The 22,137-nt window shown below is 47.2% G+C and carries 20 protein-coding genes; 9 read left to right on the forward strand and 11 right to left on the reverse strand.

Translation table 11 applies throughout. The annotated features are described in order from the left end of the window. Positions 1–91 precede the first annotated feature (91 nt). The 3 genes from argE (at position 92) to BS19_RS13590 (ending at position 5,148) form a co-directional block, all read left to right on the forward strand. On the forward strand, positions 92–1,228 hold the full coding sequence (argE, locus tag BS19_RS13580) for an acetylornithine deacetylase (RefSeq protein ID WP_038175932.1): 1,137 nt from the start codon (positions 92–94) through the stop codon (positions 1,226–1,228). A 326-nt stretch (positions 1,229–1,554) separates the two neighbouring features. Further along, the gene (ppc, locus tag BS19_RS13585) at positions 1,555–4,188 is read left to right on the forward strand and encodes a phosphoenolpyruvate carboxylase (protein WP_038175933.1); all 2,634 of its coding nucleotides are present in this window, start codon (positions 1,555–1,557) and stop codon (positions 4,186–4,188) included. A 420-nt stretch (positions 4,189–4,608) separates the two neighbouring features. Further along, positions 4,609–5,148, forward strand: a complete 540-nt coding sequence (locus BS19_RS13590; protein ID WP_038175934.1) for a PadR family transcriptional regulator — start codon at positions 4,609–4,611, stop codon at positions 5,146–5,148. Between the two features lie 99 nt (positions 5,149–5,247). Here BS19_RS13590 and cysE read toward each other — a convergent pair whose 3' ends face one another. From cysE to epmA, 5 genes are all read right to left on the reverse strand, one after another. Continuing rightward, positions 5,248–6,069: a serine O-acetyltransferase gene (gene cysE, locus BS19_RS13595; protein ID WP_038175936.1), complete on the reverse strand. Its 822-nt coding sequence runs from the start codon at positions 6,067–6,069 to the stop codon at positions 5,248–5,250. A gap of 50 nt (positions 6,070–6,119) precedes the next feature. Beyond that, positions 6,120–7,151, reverse strand: a complete 1,032-nt coding sequence (gene gpsA, locus BS19_RS13600; RefSeq protein ID WP_038175937.1) for an NAD(P)H-dependent glycerol-3-phosphate dehydrogenase — start codon at positions 7,149–7,151, stop codon at positions 6,120–6,122. A 179-nt stretch (positions 7,152–7,330) separates the two neighbouring features. Then, a complete protein-coding gene (gene secB / locus BS19_RS13605; RefSeq protein ID WP_038175939.1) occupies positions 7,331–7,798 on the reverse strand; it encodes a protein-export chaperone SecB in 468 nt (155 codons plus the stop codon). 158 nt (positions 7,799–7,956) lie between these two features. Further along, positions 7,957–8,391: a rhodanese-like domain-containing protein gene (locus BS19_RS13610; protein WP_038175940.1), complete on the reverse strand. Its 435-nt coding sequence runs from the start codon at positions 8,389–8,391 to the stop codon at positions 7,957–7,959. A gap of 125 nt (positions 8,392–8,516) precedes the next feature. Then, on the reverse strand, positions 8,517–9,488 hold the full coding sequence (gene epmA / locus BS19_RS13615; protein WP_038175967.1) for an elongation factor P--(R)-beta-lysine ligase: 972 nt from the start codon (positions 9,486–9,488) through the stop codon (positions 8,517–8,519). A 416-nt stretch (positions 9,489–9,904) separates the two neighbouring features. Between epmA and frdA the strand changes: the two genes are divergently transcribed. Genes frdA through frdD form a run of 4 tightly spaced genes read left to right on the forward strand, consistent with a single transcriptional unit; the run spans position 9,905 to position 13,247 of the window. Next, a complete protein-coding gene (frdA, locus tag BS19_RS13620; protein WP_038175941.1) occupies positions 9,905–11,713 on the forward strand; it encodes a fumarate reductase (quinol) flavoprotein subunit in 1,809 nt (602 codons plus the stop codon). After that, positions 11,713–12,471 (forward strand): succinate dehydrogenase/fumarate reductase iron-sulfur subunit, encoded by a 759-nt coding sequence (locus BS19_RS13625; protein ID WP_038175942.1) that lies wholly within the window; start codon positions 11,713–11,715, stop codon positions 12,469–12,471. The genes frdA and BS19_RS13625 overlap by 1 nt, the downstream gene beginning before the upstream one ends. Positions 12,472–12,473: 2 nt before the next feature. Continuing rightward, positions 12,474–12,857 carry a fumarate reductase subunit FrdC gene (gene frdC, locus BS19_RS13630; protein WP_038175943.1) on the forward strand — a complete coding sequence of 128 codons (384 nt, stop codon included), beginning with the start codon at positions 12,474–12,476 and terminating at the stop codon, positions 12,855–12,857. A 12-nt stretch (positions 12,858–12,869) separates the two neighbouring features. Continuing rightward, complete coding sequence (gene frdD / locus BS19_RS13635; RefSeq protein ID WP_038175944.1) at positions 12,870–13,247, forward strand: fumarate reductase subunit FrdD; 378 nt, start codon at positions 12,870–12,872, stop codon at positions 13,245–13,247. Between the two features lie 67 nt (positions 13,248–13,314). Here the strand turns inward: frdD and hslU are convergent, their stop codons facing one another. From hslU to priA, 5 genes are all read right to left on the reverse strand, one after another. Beyond that, on the reverse strand, positions 13,315–14,649 hold the full coding sequence (gene hslU / locus BS19_RS13640; RefSeq protein ID WP_038175947.1) for an ATP-dependent protease ATPase subunit HslU: 1,335 nt from the start codon (positions 14,647–14,649) through the stop codon (positions 13,315–13,317). Between the two features lie 39 nt (positions 14,650–14,688). Further along, positions 14,689–15,231 carry an ATP-dependent protease subunit HslV gene (gene hslV, locus BS19_RS13645; protein WP_038175948.1) on the reverse strand — a complete coding sequence of 181 codons (543 nt, stop codon included), beginning with the start codon at positions 15,229–15,231 and terminating at the stop codon, positions 14,689–14,691. A gap of 129 nt (positions 15,232–15,360) precedes the next feature. Continuing rightward, a complete protein-coding gene (locus tag BS19_RS13650) occupies positions 15,361–15,909 on the reverse strand; it encodes an SPOR domain-containing protein (RefSeq protein WP_038175949.1) in 549 nt (182 codons plus the stop codon). Positions 15,910–16,027: 118 nt separating this feature from the next. Beyond that, positions 16,028–17,035 carry a DNA-binding transcriptional regulator CytR gene (gene cytR, locus BS19_RS13655; RefSeq protein ID WP_038175950.1) on the reverse strand — a complete coding sequence of 336 codons (1,008 nt, stop codon included), beginning with the start codon at positions 17,033–17,035 and terminating at the stop codon, positions 16,028–16,030. 354 nt (positions 17,036–17,389) lie between these two features. Next, entirely contained in the window at positions 17,390–19,591 is a 2,202-nt protein-coding gene (gene priA, locus BS19_RS13660) for a primosomal protein N' (RefSeq protein ID WP_038175952.1), read from the reverse strand. Positions 19,592–19,870: 279 nt separating this feature from the next. Between priA and rpmE the strand changes: the two genes are divergently transcribed. Both rpmE and BS19_RS13670 read left to right on the forward strand, forming a co-directional pair. After that, the gene (gene rpmE, locus BS19_RS13665) at positions 19,871–20,089 is read left to right on the forward strand and encodes a 50S ribosomal protein L31 (protein WP_038175954.1); all 219 of its coding nucleotides are present in this window, start codon (positions 19,871–19,873) and stop codon (positions 20,087–20,089) included. Between the two features lie 258 nt (positions 20,090–20,347). Further along, the gene (locus BS19_RS13670) at positions 20,348–21,625 is read left to right on the forward strand and encodes a malic enzyme-like NAD(P)-binding protein (protein WP_038175956.1); all 1,278 of its coding nucleotides are present in this window, start codon (positions 20,348–20,350) and stop codon (positions 21,623–21,625) included. A gap of 91 nt (positions 21,626–21,716) precedes the next feature. On the opposite strand, the gene metJ is transcribed toward BS19_RS13670, so the two are convergent. Then, positions 21,717–22,034 carry a met regulon transcriptional regulator MetJ gene (gene metJ / locus BS19_RS13675; protein ID WP_038175957.1) on the reverse strand — a complete coding sequence of 106 codons (318 nt, stop codon included), beginning with the start codon at positions 22,032–22,034 and terminating at the stop codon, positions 21,717–21,719. Positions 22,035–22,137 lie beyond the last annotated feature (103 nt).

Below are 22,137 nucleotides of genomic sequence, written 5' to 3' on the forward strand. Positions count from 1 at the left end.
GCCTTTTATTGGTTTTTTATTCAATAAAAGTGATTTAATATGTGTTTTACCTTCTTAACCTAAATCTGTCAACAGGGAATGCAAACTAATTATGCAATTACCAAGTTTTCTTGAGGTCTACCGTGGCCTAATTTCGACCTCGTCTATTAGCTCAACTGACCCAAGTTGGGATGAAGGCAACGCCCAAGTAATTGAAAAGTTGGCAACTTGGTTAAAAGACATCGGCTTTGAAGTCAATCTGACCCAAGTCGAAGCGGGGAAATTTAATCTGATCGCCAAAAAGGGCGCAGGAGAAGGTGGACTATTGCTCGCAGGCCACAGCGATACCGTGCCCTTTGATCAGGGCCGTTGGACTTACGAGCCGCACGATCTTACGCAAGCCAATAACCGTTTTTATGGTTTAGGTACCGCGGATATGAAGGGTTTTTTCGCTTTTATTATCGAAGCAGTAAAGAAAGTTGATTGGACGCAGCAAACCAAGCCGCTCTACATACTGGCGACCTGTGACGAAGAGACCACGATGCTCGGGGCTCGCCATTTCACTGAAAACGCGCCATTTAAACCGGATTACTGCATTATCGGCGAACCGACTAGCTTAGTGCCAATTCGGGGCCATAAAGGTCATGTGGCCAATGCAGTGCGTGTAACGGGTAAGTCGGGCCACTCCTCCGATCCCGCTTTAGGTGTCAATGCGATTGAGATCATGCATGAAGTCCTGTTCGCCTTAATGCAATTGCGTGATAAGTTGATCAAAGAGTACCATCACCCTGGCTTCGCGATTCCTAATCCGACGCTTAATCTCGGCCATATCCATGGCGGTGACAGTGCCAATCGCATTTGCGGTTGCTGCGAGTTGCACTACGATGTTCGCCCACTCCCCGGCATCAGCTTAGACGGGCTGGATAATATGTTACGCGGGGCGCTTAAAGAGGTTGAAGCTAAATGGCCGGGGTGCATTGCAGTTACCCCACTGCATGAACCTATTCCCGGTTATGAGTGCCAACACGACCACCCATTCATTGGTGGTGTCGAGCAAATCTGTGGGGTTGAATCACAAACCGTGAACTACTGCACCGAGGCACCTTTCCTACAACAACTGTGCCCAACACTGGTGTTAGGCCCGGGTTCGATTGAACAAGCCCACCAGCCTGATGAGTTTCTTGCCTTTGAGTTTATTGAACCAACCATCAATGTTTTAGCTAAAGCCATGCATAAATATTGTTTTTAGCCCCGCGCTAGACAATGCACCAAGGCTTGGCACTGTTTGCCAAGCCTTGGTTTTCTCTATAAGCCAAACAAACGCACCACGTGTTAATGTGTGAATTGTCGCTTCGATTAGCCTAACGGTCTAAACGTCACAAGCGGCACGCCTATTCAATTCTGTAATAAAGTTTCAACATAATTAGTCACCGCTACCTCTGTAAGCGAATTACATTCTCTTGCACAATATTTGCAAACTTAGCCTACAGCATTTGACTCTTAACAACATTTTTCGCTAGATTGTCTACTTAGCAAGGAACATTGGATGTAATTTTTTTACAAGGCAGGAAGATAATGAACGAGAAATACTCTGCGCTCAGAAGCAATGTCAGTATGCTGGGACATTTGCTCGGCAACACCATTCAGGACGCTCATGGTGAGGTACTTCTAGAGAAAGTAGAAACCATTCGTAAACTCTCCAAATCGGCACTCGCAGGTAACCAACAAGACCGTGATAGCTTGATTGATGAGATTAAAAGCCTGCCTAATGATCAATTGACTCCCGTTGCTCATGCTTTCAATCAATTTCTTAACCTGACCAACATGGCAGAGCAATATCACACGATTTCTCGCCATTGTGATGCGCACGTATGTGAACCAGACGCGATTAACAGCCTGTTTGCTAAGTTAGGTCAAAACAAGATCAGCAAACTCGATACGGCTCAAGCGGTACGCGATTTAAATATCGAACTGGTGTTAACCGCTCACCCGACAGAGATCACTCGTCGGACCATGATTCACAAACTGGTCAAAATCAACAAGTGCCTTTCTAAACTTGAGCTCGGTGACTTGTCGGCCAAAGAGCGTCATAAGACTGAACGCAGACTGGAACAGTTAATTGCGCAAAGCTGGCACTCCGACACCATTCGTAAGCAACGTCCAACCCCGTTAGATGAAGCCAAGTGGGGCTTTGCCGTTGTAGAAAACTCGCTATGGGAAGCGGTACCTGACTTCTTACGAGAGCTTGATGAACGCCTAGAAGGTTATCTCGGTGAAGGTTTACCGATTGATGCCCGTCCTGTTCACTTTTCATCTTGGATGGGCGGAGACCGTGATGGCAACCCCTTCGTAACGCATACGATTACACGTGAAGTCTTGCTGCTATCACGCTGGAAAGCGGCCGATCTCTACCTCAATGATATTAATGAACTGGTCAGCGAACTGTCGATGACCAAGTGTAATGATGCCCTGCGCCAACTCGCTGGTGACGATCAGCACGAACCTTATCGCGCGATTTTGAAAAAACTACGCTCACTGCTGAGTGAAACCAAAGAGATCCTTGACGCTAAAATCAATGGTCAAAAACTGGCGGTTAAAGCACCATTACAACGTATCGAGCAGTTGTGGGAACCACTGTACGCTTGTTACCAATCACTGCATGAATGCAACATGGGCATTATTGCTGACGGCTCACTACTCGATACTCTACGCCGCATTAAAGCGTTTGGTGTCCATTTAGTCCGTCTTGATATTCGCCAAGAAAGTACTCGCCACTCTGATGCGCTATCAGAACTCACCCGCTACTTAGGCATTGGCGATTACGATCAGTGGAGCGAACAAGATAAGATCGCTTTCTTGACCAATGAACTGGCATCAAAACGCCCGCTACTTCCGCGTGACTGGCAGCCTTCTGAGCCAGTACAAGAAGTGCTCGATACCTGTAAAATTATTGCTGCGCAGCCACGTGAAGCATTTGGTGCTTACGTCATCTCAATGGCGCGCACCGCCTCAGATGTACTTGCCGTGCATCTATTGCTCCAAGAAGCGGGCTGCCCTTACCGCATGGACGTGTGCCCGCTGTTTGAAACCCTCGACGATTTAAACAACGCCGAATCGGTCATCAAGCAGCTCATGGGCATCGATCTCTATCGTGGCTTTATTCAAAACCATCAAATGGTGATGATTGGCTACTCAGATTCGGCCAAAGATGCCGGTGTGATGTCTGCCGGTTGGGCGCAATACCACGCAATGGCGTCATTAGTCAAAGTCGCCGAAGAAGAAGGGGTAGAGCTGACACTTTTCCACGGTCGCGGCGGTACCATTGGTCGCGGCGGTGCACCCGCGCATGCTGCGCTCCTTTCTCAGCCACCAAAAAGCTTGAAAGGCGGACTGCGTGTGACTGAGCAAGGTGAGATGATTCGCTTTAAATTAGGCTTACCGGAAGTCGCGGTGAATAGTTTCAGTTTGTATGCCAGCGCCATTTTGGAAGCCAACCTTCTGCCGCCACCAGAGCCAAAGAAAGAGTGGTGTGATTTGATGAACGTGCTGTCTGAAGTCAGTTGTGAATCTTATCGCAACGTAGTGCGTGGCGAGCCCGATTTCGTGCCTTATTTCCGTCAAGCAACACCTGAGCTTGAACTGGGTAAATTACCTCTTGGCTCAAGACCGGCAAAACGCAACCCCAACGGCGGTGTCGAAAGCCTACGTGCTATTCCATGGATCTTCTCATGGAGCCAAAACCGTTTAGTTCTTCCTGCTTGGCTTGGCGCTGGTGAAGCGATTCAATATTCGATTGATAAAGGCCATCAAGCTTTGCTGGAAGAGATGTGTCGTGAATGGCCATTTTTCTCAACCCGCCTCGGCATGCTGGAAATGGTCTACACCAAGTGCAACATGGAAATCTCTCGTTACTACGACGAACGCCTAGTTGAACCTTCTCTGTTACCACTTGGCGATCGTCTACGCGCGCAACTGCAAAAAGACATCAAAGCGGTATTGAACGTCGAAAACAATGAGAACTTGATGCAAAGTGACCCTTGGGGACAAGAATCGATTCGTTTGCGTAATATCTATGTCGAGCCATTGAACATGCTTCAAGCCGAGTTGCTGTATCGCACGCGTCAAAGTGACGAGTCCTTACCAGAGCTCGAGGAAGCGCTAATGGTAACCATCGCGGGTATCGCCGCGGGTATGCGTAACACAGGTTAAGGCTTGCTTGTCAAAGAAGGTTGATGTTAACGCATCAACCTTCTTTACCTTTCGTAATTAACAAAAAACTCAGCACTAAATGTCAACGGAAAGACAATTAAGACCATTATGCAAAATTAAAAACCACAAAATCATACAAAATTATTATTTTATTAGTTTTTTAGTCTATTCCGTCCATCTATTCTACTTTATGCTTATTATTTAGATATACTACTCGGCCACTGCAGCAAATATAAAATCAACACGTTGCAGCCTGTCGATAATCATAATATCGATCCTAGGTGATAAATACGGCTTTAATAAGGTGACATGACCAACTTTGTTGGTGCCACTTGTACTACTGATAATCAGTGCCTCCAGAAGCACGGCAGTAATAAGTGGTTGAATTTCGTAGTTTATTGACCATTTGGATTAAAAGACATGTCATTACCACACGTTATTTTAACTGTTCTAAGCACCCGCGACGCTACCGGGTACGACATCACTAAAGAATTTTCTGCCACTATCGGCTACTTCTGGAAAGCAAGCCACCAGCAAGTGTACCGTGAGCTCAATAAAATGGCTCAAAACAATCTCGTTAGCTGCGTACTCGAACCTCAAGAAGGCAAGCCTGATCGTAAGGTTTATTCCATTACCGATGCAGGACGCGTTGCGCTCGGTGAATGGTTCGACCAACCAACCGCACACCCAACAGTACGCGATGAGTTTTCGGCAAAATTGATGGCTTGCGCCGTCCAATCATCGACCCCATACCGAGCACAGCTTGGTGAATTGATTGCCGAGTCACGTAAGTTAGTGAGCCACTATCAAGAGATTGAAAACGCTTACTACTCAACGACAGCAACCCTCGATAAGCAGCAGCGTCTTGAGCGTCTTACTTTACGCAGAAACTTGCTACTTCGCCAAGCATGGATTGAATGGGCGGAAGAAGTACTCGCTGAGCTGGACGAACTGGCATAAGCAAGCAATGTTAAAAAGGGTTGACGTGAAAGCGTCAACCCTTTTTTCATACGTTCTGTTTTCGCTTCGAGCGTGCTAACAGCGCAGCATCTTCAGCCATTAAATCCCATCGCCACCGATAAAACTTTGGGAGCGGCCGTTAAACTGCTGATCCATATCGAGAGAAGGTTTATCTGTTGTTGGACGACCGACAATCTTCGCCGGCACACCCGCCACCGTGGTATGTGGTGGGACAGGTTGCAGCACAACCGAGCAAGAGCCGATCTTGGCCCCTTCACCCACTTCGATATTGCCAAGAATTTTCGCCCCAGCACCAATCATTACGCCTTCACGGATTTTAGGGTGACGATCACCGCTCTCTTTACCCGTACCACCAAGAGTCACATCTTGTAGAATCGAGACATCATCCTCGACCACGGCAGTCTCACCAATCACTATGCCAGTGGCATGATCAAGCATGATACCGCGTCCTATTCGCGCGGCCGGATGGATATCAACCTGACAAGCGACCGAAATCTGATTTTGCAGATAAGTGGCCAGTGCAATACGACCTTGTTTCCACAGCCAATTGGCTACGCGGTAACCTTGCAGTGCATGGTAACCTTTTAAATAAAGCAGTGGCATTGAGTACATCGCAACAGCTGGATCTCGGTTAACCGTCGCACAAATATCGCAAGCCGCAGCAGCACTGATCGTCGAGTCAGCATTCAACGCCTCTTCGACGACTTCCCTCACCGCCATCGCAGGCATAGAGGCAGTATTAAGCTTATTGGCGAGAATATAGCTCAGTGCGGAGTTCAAGCTATCATGCTTAATGATGGTCGCATGATAGAAGCTTGCTAACATTGGCTCTTGTTCAGAAAGCTCACGTGCTTCCTTGACTATGGTTTGCCATACCTTCTGTTTTTCACAATGTTTCATGTCGTTTCCTAGCACTGACTCATCCACAGCCAGTGTCGCTATTACTTCTTTTAGGCTTCGGCTTTCTTATCTCGCGCGAGGAGATCACGCGCTGCTAAGTGAGCATCTTTCCCTTGATACAATACTTGATATATTTGGTCAACAATCGGCATCTCGACACCCATACGTTCCGCCAATAGAAAGACCTCTTTGGTATTGCGATACCCTTCTACCACCTGACCGATTTCAGCCTGTGCGCTATCGACATCTTTGCCCTGCCCCAGCGCCAAACCAAAGCGACGGTTACGCGATTGGTTATCGGTACAAGTTAACACTAAGTCACCAAGCCCAGCCATACCCATAAAGGTCTCAGGTTGAGCCCCAAGCGCTGCACCAAGGCGAGTCATTTCTGCCAAGCCTCGAGTAATTAACGCCGTGCGTGCATTAGCGCCAAAGCCAATCCCATCGGACATACCTGCGCCGATCGCAATAACATTCTTCACCGCGCCGCCAAGTTGCATGCCAGTAAAATCGCTATTCGCGTAGACGCGGAATGTTTTACTGCAGTGAATTTTCTCTTGCAGATCAGCGACAAACTGAGCGTCTGGCGAGGCAACAGAAATCGCCGTCGGCATACCCATCGCCAATTCTTTCGCAAACGTCGGCCCAGACAATACCGCTAATGAGTAGCCTTGACCCAAAATGTCATGCGCGACATCTTTAAGTAGGCGGCCGGTTTCTGGCTCGAGTCCTTTGGTTGCCCAACAGATACGAGAATCGTCCGCTAAGAAAGGTTTAACATTGTTGAGGACGATACCAAACACATGACTCGGTACAACAACCAACAGGTCACGGCTGGCTTGCACCGCTTTGCTTAAATCCGATTCTACAATCAGTGACTCGGGAAACTCGATCCCCGGTAGGAACTCATGGTTAGCGCGATCCGCTTCTAGGCGAGCCATATGCTCAGGCTCATGGCCCCAAATTACTACGTTGGCACCATTACGTGCTAATGAGATGGCTAAAGAGGTACCGTACGAACCCGCACCTAGCACTGTCATTGCGATCGCTTTGCCATAGCCATTATTGGTCTTATCTTTCATTGTTCCGCCTGGTTGTCATAAAAGAGACTGGATTCTTATGAGTAATCTCTAGTTCATCAGAGCTAAAGAGCAGCCAAAAACACCCATATCATAAACAAAAAATGCACAGCGCATCATCAATCGGATACTCTGTGCATTTTTACCGAGCCCCTACATTTAAGTAGAAGGTCAATCAGTCATTACGCTTCAGCTTGTTGTTCTTGCTGAGCTTGCTGCTGTAGGTAGTTCATAAACAGAGCATCAAAGTTAACAGGTGCTAGGTTTAGTTGTGGGAACGTACCTTTAACCACTAGGCTTGAAATGGTTTCACGCGCGTAAGGGAACAGAATGTTCGGGCAGAAAGCACCTAGACAATGAGCAAGTTGACCGGCTTCCATCTTATCTGCTGTGAAGATACCACCTTGCTGTACTTCACATAGGAAAGCCGTGTCATCGGCGTTCTTAACGGTAACAGTAAGGCGTAGAATCACCTCGTAAACGCCTTCGCCTAGTTCACGGCTTTGCGTGTCTAGATCCAGTTTAACATCTGGGTTCCACTCTTTTTGGAACATATCAGGCGAGTTAGGTGCTTCGAAAGACACGTCTTTAAGGAAGATGCGTTGAATTGCGAAGTTTTGTGCTTCTTGTTGTGGTGCTGCTTCAGCCATTTTAAAATCCTTTAATCCTGCAATAAATAGTCTGCTTCGAGACTAACCGAGAGAGGCGTTTATGACTAGGTTTCCACTGAATTTCGTGGAACTTCTCACATCTCTCAAAAACAAACGCCGATTTTTCCATCAGCGTTGTAAGTATCGGCGGGTATGAATTACTTCTTACCTTTGACCAATGGCATGTTTGCTTCACTCCAAGCAATCAAACCATTTTTAAGCAGGTTAACGTTTTCGAAGCCTGCTTTAGCAAGTAAGTTAGCACTCTCTTGCGCGGTTTGACCTGACTTACATACTACAATAATTGGGTCTGATTTACGGTTTTCAAGGCTACCGAACTTACCCGCTTTAATATCAGACGGCAAAATGTGAACTGAATCGGTAATGTGACCTTTACGGAACTCATCTTTACTACGGATATCAACCACCAGACCATTTTCACGGTTCATAAGGTGCGTAGTTTGCGCGGCTGTCACCTCTTTGTAAGCGGCGGTTGATGACTTAACGATGCTCATGATAAGGGCGCCGAATAGGCCAACCCAAACCAGAGAAAGAATCATGTTCTCTTGAAAAAATGCGATGTACTCTTGCATGTCCTGTGCTCTTTGATAATAGAGCTGTCCGTTCAAGTAACAGCTCTAGGCTAAAATTCAGAGTGGAAGTATAACGAGGATGAGATAGCGAAGCGAGTCTATTAAAGCATCTGTTGCACATTTCTCTACGCTCGTGGAAACGGAAACGCGGTGACGTGATCGATATGATCACAGCCGATCGCTAACATAATTAAACGATCGATGCCCAATGCAACACCTGCGCAATCAGGTAAGCCCGCATTTAACGCCGCGATTAAGTGGTGATCAATCGGTTGCGGTTGGAGCCCCATCTCAATGCGCTTGGCGTTATCATCTTCAAAACGTTGCAGCTGCTCTTGGGGATTGTCTAGTTCATGAAAGCCATTCGCCAGCTCAATTCCCTTGAAGTACACTTCAAAACGATCGGCGACTCTTGGATCGTGCGGATTGATCTTCGCTAAAGCCGCTTGTGAGGCGGGAAAGTCATAAACGAACGCGGGGGCCGCTTGACCAATTTCGCTTTCAACACCAATACTAAACAGTAGCTGCAACAAGGTATCACGATCTTGCTCTGGCTCAGCAATATCACTCAATCCCAGCTTGGCTGCCACTGCTTTTAACTCTGACATTGGGGCTTCTAGCGGGCACACCCCTAACACATTGATAAAAGCTTGCTGGTAAGTCACACGCTCTGCCACTTCACAATTCAGAACCAGTTGCAGCAGTTGATCCATCTCGTTCATCAGTTGATGATGGTCAAACCCGACCCGATACCACTCCAACATAGTAAACTCAGGGTTGTGATAACGGCCATTTTCTTCATTGCGAAACGCTTTATTGATTTGATAGATACAGCCGCTTCCAGCGGCAAGCAGTCGCTTCATATGAAACTCTGGACTGGTCATAAAGTAGAGTTTGCTACCATCGGCATAACCCGGGCCAACAAATTCAGTCTGAAAGGTATGTAAATGGATATCAGTGACGGTGGCGTGACTCATCGCCGGGGTATCGACTTCTAGCACATGACGCTGAGCGAAAAAGTGGCGAATTTGAGCCACAATACTTGCGCGCTGACGAAGCTGTTTAATAGAAGCGGTCGGTTGCCAATCTGTAGTCATAAACTCATTCTCATCATTCAATCTGGCTGCGAACATAACAACTTTACCCGTCTTTGCCCAGCTGAATAATCTCTGCATGATGTAGACAAAATGAAGCAAGTTTATTTCGTATTACAGCGCAATAAACATTGCTCAGCTGAGACTTTATTCGTCTCAACAATAGCCAGTAACCATGGTTTAACAAACTGAGTTTACTCACCAATAAGCAATTAATTTCCTTACGTGATTGCAGTCACATAACCTATAAATTTTATGCTCTTACATGCATTACCGGAGCAAAAACCCAAATACATCAATTTTTCCGCCATAGTCCTCCTCTACACTAACCCTACCACTTTTGAGGTGTTCTCTAGCAAAGAGGACCCCGTAATCACAATAACAAGCGGAATTCCGCAATCACACACTGGAGGATAACTGTGCAAATTATCACCACAGATATCGCAGTCATCGGCGCAGGCGGCGCTGGTCTTCGTACTGCTATTGCAGCAGCTGAAGCAAACCCTGACTTGGACATCGCACTGATCTCTAAAGTTTATCCCATGCGTTCCCACACGGTCGCTGCAGAGGGTGGCTCAGCCGCAGTTATCAAGGATGAAGATAGCTTAGACAACCACTTCAACGATACCGTTGGCGGTGGCGACTGGCTATGTGAACAGGATGTTGTTGAATACTTTGTCAAAAACGCGACTCGCGAAATGATCCAAATGGAACAGTGGGGTTGCCCATGGAGTCGCAAAGAAAATGGCGAAGTCAACGTACGCCGATTTGGTGGCATGAAAGTCGAACGCACTTGGTTTGCCGCAGATAAAACTGGCTTCCATATGCTCCACACCCTATTCCAGACGTCAATGAAGTACAGCAACATCAACCGTTTTGATGAGTACTTTGTCGTCGATTTGATTGTTGATGAAGGCGAAGTTCAAGGCCTGATCGCTATCCATATGTCGGAAGGCGAACTGGTTACGATTAAAGCAAAATCTGTCGTGCTAGCCACTGGTGGCGCGGGCCGTGTTTACCACTGTAACACCAACGGCGGTATCGTCACGGGTGACGGTATGGCAATGGCTTTCCGCCATGGTGTACCTCTGCGTGATATGGAATTCGTTCAATATCACCCAACGGGTCTTCCTGGCACCGGGATCCTGATGACAGAAGGTTGTCGTGGTGAAGGGGGGATTATTGTCAACAAGAACGGTTACCGTTACCTACAAGACTATGGCATGGGCCCTGAAACGCCCGTCGGTCAACCAAAAAACAAATACATGGAGCTTGGCCCTCGTGACAAAGTGTCACAAGCGTTCTGGCATGAGCAGCAAAAAGGCAACACCATTAAACACCCATTGGGTGATGTTGTGCACCTTGACCTGCGTCACCTTGGTGAAGAGTACTTACAAGAACGTCTGCCGTTCATTTGTGAGCTCGCGAAAGCCTACGTCAATGTCGACCCAGCCAAAGAACCGATCCCAATTCGTCCGACGGTACACTACACCATGGGCGGTATTGAAACCAATGGTGAATGTGAAACGCGCATCAAAGGTTTGTTCGCGGTTGGTGAATGTGCCTCTGTAGGTCTGCACGGTGCCAACCGTCTTGGCTCTAACTCACTCGCTGAGTTCGTTGTTTTTGGCCGTGTTGCAGGCGAACAAGCGGTGCAACGCGCGGCTGAGTTCAAGGGCTGGAATGAAGCGGCGATTGACGCTCAAGTGAAGGCGGTTGAGGAGCGCATTGCCGCATTAATGAATCAACAGGGCGATGAAAACTGGGCCAGCATCCGTACTGAAATGGGACATACCATGGAAGCGGGTTGTGGTATCTATCGCCAAGAAGATTTGATGCAAGCCACTATCGATAAGATTACTGAGCTGAAACAACGTTACAAGCGCATTAGTATCAAAGACAAGGGTAAAGTGTTTAACACTGACCTGCTTTACGCTATCGAAGTTGGCTACGGCTTAGAAGTTGCTGAAGCCATGGTTCACTCTGCGATTCTGCGTAAAGAATCACGTGGTGCTCACCAGCGTTTAGATGATGGCTGTACTGAGCGAGACGACGTTAACTACCTCAAACACTCACTCGCCTTCTACCAACCCGATGCCGCGCCAAGTATCGATTACAGCCATGTGACCATTACTAAGTCACAGCCAAAAGCACGTCTATACGGTGAAGCCGCAGAAAAAGCCGCTGCAGAAGAAGCAGCAGCGAAGAACGCAGAGGAGCAAGCCTAATGTCAGCGAATCGTATTCAAAAAGTCGATATTCTGCGTTATGACCCGCAACAAGATTCAGAGCCGCATTTACAGGCCTTTGAAGTACCTTTTGATCAAACCATGTCTATTCTCGATGCGATTGGTTACATCAAAGATAACCTCGATAAAGACCTCTCTTACCGTTGGTCTTGTCGTATGGCGATCTGTGGCTCTTGTGGTGTGATGGTCAACGGAGTGCCTAAACTCGCGTGTAAGAGTTTCCTGCGTGACTACCCAAATGGGGTCAAAATTGAGCCATTAGCGAACTTCCCAATCGAGAAAGATTTGATCGTCGATATGACGCCATTTATTGAGCGTTTAGAAGCGGTCAAACCTTACATCATTGGTAATGATCGCACACCTGAAGACGGCACCAACCTACAAACGCCTGAGCAAATGGCCAAATATAAGCAGTTCGCTGGCTGTATTAACTGTGGTTTGTGTTACGCCGCCTGTCCGCAGTTTGGTTTGAATCCTGAATTCATCGGCCCAGCGGCACTGACGTTAGCTCACCGTTACAACCTCGACAGCCGAGATAACGGTAAAGCCGAACGTATGACACTTATCAATGGGGAAAATGGTGCTTGGGGCTGTACCTTTGTCGGTTATTGCTCTGAAGTTTGTCCTAAGAGTGTTGATCCTGCGGCGGCGGTTAACCAAGGTAAAGTTGAGTCTTCAATGGACTTTGTTATCGCTATGCTTAAGCCTGACGGCAAACCAGTCAAAGAGGAGGCATAAGGATGAGTAATCGCAAACCTTACGTTCGTGAAATGAAACGCACTTGGTGGAAAGACCATCCGTTTTATCGCTTCTACATGCTGCGTGAAGCTACCGTGCTGCCGCTGATTCTATTCACTATTTTCCTGACTTTTGGTCTAGGTTCATTAGTTAAAGGACCTGAAGCCTGGCAAGCTTGGTTAAGCTTTATGGCCAATCCTTTAGTTGTAGCCATCAATATTGTTGCGCTAGCGGGTAGCTTAATGCATGCACAAACTTTTTTTAGCATGATGCCGCAAGTGATGCCGATTCGCCTCAAAGGTAAATTGGTCGACAAGAAGATCATTGTTCTCACGCAGTGGGCAGCGGTCGCGTTCATTTCACTCATTGTACTTATCGTGGTGTAAGGAGCAGTAACGATGAAACCAAACTATTCTGTGGATAGCGCTCCAAAACGTTCAGACGAGCCAATTTGGTGGGGATTATTTGGCGCAGGTGGCACCTGGTTTGCCATGATCACCCCTGTGACCATTCTGGTACTCGGCCTGTTAGCCCCGCTTGGTATCATAGATGCACAAGCGCTAAGCTATGAGCGCGTTGTCGACTTCGCCACCAGCATTATTGGTGCTTTGTTTATTATCGCCACACTCGCGCTGCCAATGTGGCATGCCATGCACCGTGTTCATCATGGCATGCACGATCTTAAGTTCCACACTGGTATTGTCGGCAAAGTGGCTTGTTATGCGTTTGCTGGCTTAATCTCTGCACTTGCCGTGATTTTTATCATTATGATCTAATCAGCCAAATAAAGTGCAAACACCAAAAAGCCCGCGACTGCGGGCTTTTTTATACTTTGCTCACCAATTACAGAATAAAGCGGCTCAAGTCTTCGTCTTCAATAAACTCATCTAAGCGTGTTTTAACATAGTCGGCATCAATGGTCATTTTCGATCCCGCCTTATCCGTCGCTTCAAACGAGATCTCATCCATCAAGCGCTCCATCACAGTGTGAAGACGACGGGCACCAATGTTCTCGGTGGTCTCATTCACTGTCCAAGCCGCTTCTGCGATCTGAGTAATCCCTTCTTCGGTAAACTCGATATCAACATCTTCGGTCTTCATCAAAGCGATGTATTGCTCGGTTAGCGAGGCTTTCGGCTCCGTCAGGATACGCTTGAAATCTTCACTCGACAGCGCTTCTAGCTCAACACGAATAGGTAAACGGCCTTGCAGCTCTGGAATCAAGTCCGATGGGCGCGCCACTTGGAAAGCGCCAGAAGCAACAAACAAGATGTGATCGGTTTTGACCATACCATGTTTAGTCGATACGGTACTTCCTTCGATAAGCGGCAATAGATCGCGTTGTACGCCTTCACGTGAGACATCTGGGCCCGAGCTTTCGCCACGCTTACAGATTTTGTCAATCTCATCGATAAACACGATGCCGTTATTCTCAACGTTGTAAATGGCCTGATCTTTAAGCTCTTCTTGATTCACTAACTTGGCAGCTTCTTCTTCCGCTAGAGCTTTGAAGGCATCTTTGATTTTCAGCTTGCGCTTCTTCTTGGTGTCACCAGCGAGATTTTGAAACATGCCTTGCAGCTGATTGGTCATCTCTTCCATGCCAGGAGGCGCCATGATTTCAACGCCCATTTGCGGTGCGGCGACATCGATCTCTATCTCTTTGTCATCCAACTTTCCTTCACGTAATTTCTTGCGAAAAATTTGGCGGGTGTTCGATGAGCTCTCTTCTTGCGGTTCATTCTGGCCCCAAGAATCACGAGCTGGTGGTAACAAGGCATCAAGAATACGCTCTTCCGCTTGCTCTTCAGCGCGAAACTTCACTTTTTCCATCGCTTGTTGATGAGTCATCTTGACCGCAACATCGGTTAGATCACGAATGATGGTTTCGACCTCTTTACCCACGTAACCGACTTCGGTGAACTTGGTTGCTTCCACTTTAATGAAAGGCGCATTGGCAAGTTTAGCTAGACGACGGGCGATTTCGGTTTTACCGACCCCCGTTGGACCGATCATCAAAATGTTTTTTGGTGTCACTTCAACTCGTAAGCTTTCTTCAAGTTGCATACGGCGCCAGCGGTTACGCAGTGCAATCGCCACTGAACGTTTTGCATTGTCTTGACCAATGATATGGCGGTTTAGTTCATGCACAATTTCGCGAGGGGTCATTTCAGACATAATTAATTTCCTTAAGGTTTATCGCCACTATCTTTGGTTTTATTCTGCTTTATCTTGCGCAGTTTCTAGTTCTTCAATAGTGTGGTGATGGTTGGTGAAAACACAGATGTCACCGGCAATTTTTAGTGCTTTTTCAGCAATTTCACGGGCATCTAAATCGGTATTTTCTAGCAAAGCTGTGGCTGCCGCTTGTGCAAAGTTGCCACCCGAGCCAATCGCAATCAGATCGTTCTCTGGCTGAACCACATCACCGTTACCAGTAATAATCAACGACGCGGTTTCATCCGCTACGGCCAGCAAAGCTTCAAGCTTACGCAGCGCACGATCGCTACGCCAATCTTTCGCCAGTTCGACCGCGGCTTTGGTCAAATGACCTTGGTGCATTTGTAACTTGCTTTCAAAGCGCTCAAACAAGGTAAAAGCATCGGCAGTACTACCAGCAAAGCCAGCCAGTACTTTATTGTTATAGAGGCGACGCACTTTGCGCGCATTGCCCTTCATTACTGTGTTACCGAGAGATACTTGTCCGTCACCAGCGATGACGACTTTATTATTACGACGTACAGAGACAATGGTAGTCACGAGTAGGGCCTCATAATTATGAATTTTTAGTGTTAGAAACTATATGAGGTTGGCTCGTTAGGAATTCAAGGGAGAAACTCAGGATCGTCAAGAACAAAAAACGAACCTCTCGGTTCGTTTTTATAGGATTTATTGCGTTTCTTTCCAAATCGCACAAGGCTCGATCTTGGCACGCTGGAGTTTGTGCTTATCTCGCTCTGCATCACGCTTAAATTTGTATGGGCCTAATACCACGCGATACCAACTGCTGTCTTCTTTCTTGCGGATTTTACTGTTGATCCCCTGGAACGCGATGTCTAGCTTACGTGCTTCCGCATCTTTGCCATTTTTGTAGGCACCACACTGCATAATGTAGGGAATTTCAGACACGACCTGCTCTTTGGCTTTCACCGCAACTTCGCGGCTTGGCAAAGACTCGACATAATCCCACTTCTCTTCAGGAGGCGGCGGCAGTATCGACTTAGGCTTCGCTTGCGGTTTTGTCTGCGTGGGTTGAGCCACAGGCGTTGGCGGTTCAGGATCCTGACTGAGTAAATACAATCCATAGCCAAACACGCCTAACAGAATTAAGGCAAGCAAACCACTACGCCACGGCTTTCGACGCGGAGCGGCTTTGTTTTTTGCAGGTTTTCGGCTTTGGGTGCCACGACCTCTTTTTACGTAATCTCTATTCGCCACGACTGAACATCAATGTAATTGGTTACAACTGACCGACATGTTAATGCAGATTGCTGCACGATGACAGACTTGAAATGGCAGCGGCGCATCAAAACGCGCCGCTGACTATCGCTGCAACTTATAGCACTCTCGGTGGTGCAGCACTTTCACGTATTACTAATGTGGTTTCCAGCAGACGCGAACCTGCTCGTACATCATGACCACGCAAAATCTCAAGCATCATCAACATCGCTTGACGACCAATTTCGTAGCGTGGCTGAGAGATCGTCGTCAACGGTGGATCGCAAAATTGAGCAAATTGAATGTCATCAAAGCCCACCAATGACAAATCCTGAGGCACACGCAAACCAAGCTTTTTAGCTTGTTGAATCGCCCCAATCGCCATCGCATCGTTATGACAAAATATCGCAGTCGGAGGTTCTGGCAGGGCCAATAGCTGACGAACCGCTAGCGCCCCGGCTTCAAAGGTAAAGTCGCCAAATGCGCGATAGGCAGGGTTCATTGTCAAGCCCGCTCGACGCAGAGCTTGCTGATAGCCTTGATGGCGGAAATGACACAATGCCGCACTCTCTGGTCCAGAAATTTCGGCAATACGTTTATGGCCCATCTGAGTAAGGTAATTAACGGCTTCAAAGGCAGACGTTAAGTTATCAATATGCACGGTAGGCAGCTCAAGCTCAGGCGCATATTCACAAGCCATCACCATCGGCGGTAGATTTTTTTGTTCTGGTTTGCTGACATCGAATGGTAAATCAGTGCCCAGCAACAGCATGCCATCAGCTTGTTTAGTGAAAACCAAGTTAACAAATGAGCTTTCACGTCGTTTCTGTAGACCACTATCACCGAGCAGCACAATATAGCCATGCTCCATCGCGGCATCTTCAATGCCACGAATAATTTCAGTGTAGTAAGGATCACAGATGTCAGGAATGATCGCGATGATCGTTTTTGATTCGTTGCGGCGTAGATTACGTGCCAACGAATTTGGTGAATATCCAGCTTCTAAAACAGCGTCTTCTACTCGTTTTCTCGTCGCTGATGATACTTTTTCCGGATTCATCAGCGCTCGAGAAACCGTCGCTGTTGAAACTCCCGCAAGCTGGGCAACATCCTTCATTGTCGCCATAGTGTACTAACCCTCTTTAAATGTTCCAATCCGGTAGCAGATGCCACCTAAGCCTCTAGTTAAAAATAATCATATTCTCTGTGAGCAGAGTGACACAAATTCGCAGGCTAAAGCCTATCTTGTAATTACCTGCACTAAGCAATCGTTTAACTTGCAAAGTATGAAGTGAAAACAACGCATTGCAGACTACCTAGTGTATTCATTTCATAACACAAAGTTACGGGGGATTTAACAAAAATGGCAGCCAGCCAGTGATTAACATCACAAATAAATGAAAAGTTGGTGAATAGAGAACGCTGTAGTTATGATTCAAGCAAGGCTCTGCCAATAAAATCTCCTTCAGACCACCTTTCACTAACTAAGATCTTGCGGTTCTATATCGAGTGTCCAACGTACTTTTTTCGCATTTGGCAACAGGGCTATTGCTGGTTTCGCACTCGCGAGTAACTTTTGCATCATAGGGCGACTTTGCGTTTGCAACAGCAATTGCCAACGAAACTTGCCAGCTCGCTTAGCCAGTGGGGCGGGCGTTGGCCCAAGCACTTGGCAGTATTGGTCAAACAACGGATGTGCCTCTAACGTATGGCGCACCTGGCGAAGAAACTCTTCAACCAATGCCGATTGATTGGCCTCTGCACGAAATAGAGTTAAAAACGAGAACGGTGGTAGCTGAGCCACTTTGCGCTCTTCAAGTGCGGTTTCAGCAAAGTGACGATAACTTTTGCTCAGCAAGGCTTGCAGCAAGCTGTGCTCTGGGTGGTGAGTTTGTAATACAACCTCGCCAGGCTTACTCGCTCGCCCCGCACGGCCAGCAACTTGAATAAATAATTGAGCAAGTCGCTCAGATGCTCGAAAGTCACTACTGTAGAGCGAACCATCGACATCCAGTAAGGCCACCAGCGTCACATCAGGAAAATGGTGCCCTTTAGCCAGCATCTGAGTTCCAATTAAGATTTGATACTCACCATTGCGAATGGCGGTCAAGGCACTTTCCAAACTTCCCTTACGACGTGTGCTGTCGCGATCAATCCGAATGGTTTTGTACTCAGGAAACAACTCGGATAGCTGATGCTCTAATTGTTCAGTACCAACACCAACGGTCACTAGGTGTGTCGAGCCGCACCCTTGGCATTGGTGAATGATCGGTTGCTGAGAGCCACAGTGATGGCAGCGAATTTCACTGCTGTTTTGGTGATAGGTGTAGTACGCATCACAACGCTTACATTCGGCTATCCAGCCACATTCATGACACATCAATGCCGGAGAGAACCCGCGTCGATTCAAAAACAGCATGACCTGATTGCCTGCATTAAGGTGCTTACGCATTTCAGCAATCAAGGGCGCCGATAAACCACTTTCAAGATAGAGACCTTTAACGTCGAGTACTTTGTTGGTGGTTGGGGTCGCATTTCCGGCGCGCGCAGACAGAACCAGATGATGATACTTTCCCACTAAGGCGTTGTGTAATGTTTCTAGTGCTGGCGTGGCCGATCCTAATACAATTGGAATTTGCTCTTTATTGGCACGCATCACCGCGACATCGCGGGCATGATAACGCAAGCTATCTTGCTGTTTATATGAAGCGTCATGCTCCTCATCAACAATAATGATGCCTAGCTTAGCAAATGGTGTCAGTAGCGCAGAACGCGTGCCAATGACAATCCCTGCGGCATTATCACGCGCGCTCAGCCAAGCATTGAGTCGCTCGGTATCATTTAAACCTGAGTGGATCACTTCAACCGGTACATTAAAGCGGCGTTTAAAGCGATTGATGGTTTGCGGAGTCAATCCGATTTCAGGCACCAGCACTAACGCTTGCGCGCCTTGCTCTAGTACTGGCTTTATCATATTTAAGTAGACTTCGGTTTTACCCGACCCGGTCACCCCTTCCAGTAAATAACAGCCAAACCCTTGCGCGCTGTTTACCGTCGCAATCGCAACGGCCTGCTCAGCATTGAGCTTAGGTTTGTCGACGTTGGCCTCAACATCTTGATGCCAATCGCGAATCACTGGCTTGCTTTCTAACGATGCAATCCAGTCTTTTTCCACTAAGGTTTTTAATACTGACGAGCTGATCTCTTGATCAATAAACTCTTGGTGTGCGACAGATCCGGCTTCAAGCATGTGCATGACCTTCGCCTGCTTCACCGCGCGACCAAATCCCTGCATCAGTTGATCGCGACCACTCGCGGTCAGTTGCCACGAAACCAGCGTGGCAAAATCAGCGGGCTTCCCTTTGCGCAAAGCACTTGGCATCGCATTGAATAAAGTCTCGCCGAGCGGATATTGATAGAACTGGCTGCACCAATGAAGTAAGGCATAAAGCCGTTCAGGCCAAACTGGTTGACTATCAAGCACTTGTTTAATCGGCTTGATTTTTGTCAGCTCAAATTCTGACTCATTAACCAAAGCCGTCACCAAACCGACTAACGTTTGCCGACCAAAAGGCACCGATACACGGCCACCGATAATCGGAAACAGGTGATTCGGTATCAGATAATCGAATTGTTTATCGAGTGGCACAGGTAACGCTACTCGGGCAATCGTTGGTCGCATAGTGGCTATCGAGCTCTTGGGGAGGTAACGCTGCTTAGTCTAAGGTAAAAATGACCGACAAGAAAGCGACTCCGCACCCACGACAACGCCAAGTTTCGGCTAAAAAAGTAGCAGATTTATGGTTAAATCGGTTGATCACTGTGGCGCGATTCATTACTATATCGCGCCTTAGAGATATGGCTGTCATTTGGCGGCGGTATCCAAGCAACTTTTATTAACTACGTGTGGTGTCCGGCTTAGAATCGGATAGCGACACGGCCTATATTCAGAGGTTCTCCCATGAAAGCTGGTATCCACCCAGAGTACAAAGCAGTTAAAGCGACTTGTTCTTGCGGCAACTCTTTCGAGTTCAACTCAACGCTAAGCAAAGAGTCTATCCACCTAGACGTATGTGACAAATGTCACCCATTCTACACTGGTAAGCAACGTATCGTAGATACAGGCGGCCGTGTTGATCGCTTCAACAAACGTTTCGGTGCTCTATCAAGCAAGAAGTAATTTCTGCTTAGATATCGAATCTAGAAAGGACGCTCAGGCGTCCTTTTTTGTTATCTATCATAGGGTAATTAGCATTCATTTAGAGTATTGTGTTATTGATACTAGGCATTACCAGTGATCCCTCTTGATATCTGGTCTTATCAGCCGACTTTTACAACCTTTTATTGCTTCCGCTCGCATTCTGACCTAGGCAGCTTGACTTAGTTACTCTAAAATGGATTCCCCTTTCCATATAATTATTAACGAGTACCTACACCTATGTCCGATGACAATCCTCAACAACTATCTCCTGAAGAGCAATTCCGTCAGCAAGCATTGGATTACCATGCCTACCCGACGCCAGGCAAAATTTCTGTTGAGCTGACTACCCCAGCCGAAACCGCCAGAGACCTAGCGCTCGCCTACAGCCCAGGCGTTGCAGAACCCGTACGCGAAATCGCCCAAAACGTCGATAACGTCTATAAGTACACCTCAAAAGGCAATATGGTAGCTGTAATCTCAAACGGTACCGCAATTTTAGGCTTGGGTAACCTAGGTCCAATGGCATCAAAACCTGTTATGGAAGGTAAAGCACTGCTCTTTAAGCGCTTTGCAGGTCTTGATTCGATTGATATTGAGGTCAAACACCGCACTATCGAAGAATTTGTTGATACCGTTGCCAACATCGCCGATACCTTTGGCGGTATTAACCTAGAAGATATCAAAGCACCGGATTGTTTTGAGATTGAAAGACAGTTGATTGAGCGTTGTGATGTACCTGTGTTCCACGACGACCAACACGGAACTGCGATTGTGACGGCTGCGGGGATGTTAAATGCGATTGAATTGCAAGGAAAGAAACTTCAAGACGCAACCATAGTCTGTCTTGGTGCCGGCGCTGCCGCCGTTGCTTGTATGGAACTGCTGATCAAATGTGGCGCAATGCGTGAGAAAATCTACATGCTGGATCGCAAAGGCGTTATTCATACTCGTCGTGAAGATCTCAATGAATACAAACAGCTATTTGCTAACAATACTGATAAACGAACGTTAGAAGATGTAATTGAAGGGGCCGATCTGTTCTTAGGTGTATCAGGTCCAAACTTGCTGCCGCCCGAGGCGCTTAAATTGATGGCCGATAAGCCGATTGTGTTTGCTTGTTCGAATCCAGATCCAGAAATCAAGCCAGAGCTAGCCAGAGCCGTTCGCCAAGATCTGATCATGGGAACCGGACGCAGTGACTATCCGAACCAAGTCAATAACGTGCTGTGTTTCCCATTCATCTTCCGTGGTGCGCTGGATGTGCGTGCTAGCGAAATCAATGATGAGATGAAACTGGCCGCGGTTGAAGCCATTCGTCAGCTCGCCAAAGAAGAAGTGCCAGCAGAAGTATTAAAAGCCGCGGGGGTTAGCGCGCTGTCATTTGGCCCAGATTACATCATTCCAAAACCAATGGATTCTCGCCTATTGTCTCGCGTAGCTAAAGCAGTCGCGCAAGCGGCTGTCGACTCAGGTGTCGCGCGAATAGAAATGCCAGAAAACTACATGGCAGAGTAAGCCTGTTGTGATGAACAAAAAAACCGCTGTTTAATACAGCGGTTTTTTTTAAGAATTTTACCTTGCAGAAAAAAATGACATGCCGTGGTGATTATTCATCAAACGCTTCGAACTCAATGCCCATTTCTGTCATTAGTTTTTTCACCTCTGTCGGGATATCATCTGGGCGATCTTTACGCAAGTCTTCATCCGTTGGCAGTGGCTGACCTGTGTATGCGTGCAAAAACGCTTCGCACAATAGCTCACTGTTTGTCGCGTGGCGCAGGTTATTGATCTGACGGCGCGTACGTTCATCAGTTAAAACCTTTAATACTTTCAATGGAATAGAAACAGTAATCTTCTTTACTTGCTCACTTTTTTTTCCATGCTCAGCGTACGGGCTAATGTATTCGCCATTCCAGTCTGCCATTGCGCACCTTTGTAAAAATGTATGTTTGAAATTAGAAGCCGCAATTTTAGCGGCATTTATGTCCACAAGCAAAGACATATAGACGTCTAGAAGCATTGACGTC

This window comes from Vibrio pacinii DSM 19139 (genome assembly GCF_000711795.1).
GTDB lineage: Bacteria > Pseudomonadota > Gammaproteobacteria > Enterobacterales > Vibrionaceae > Vibrio > Vibrio pacinii.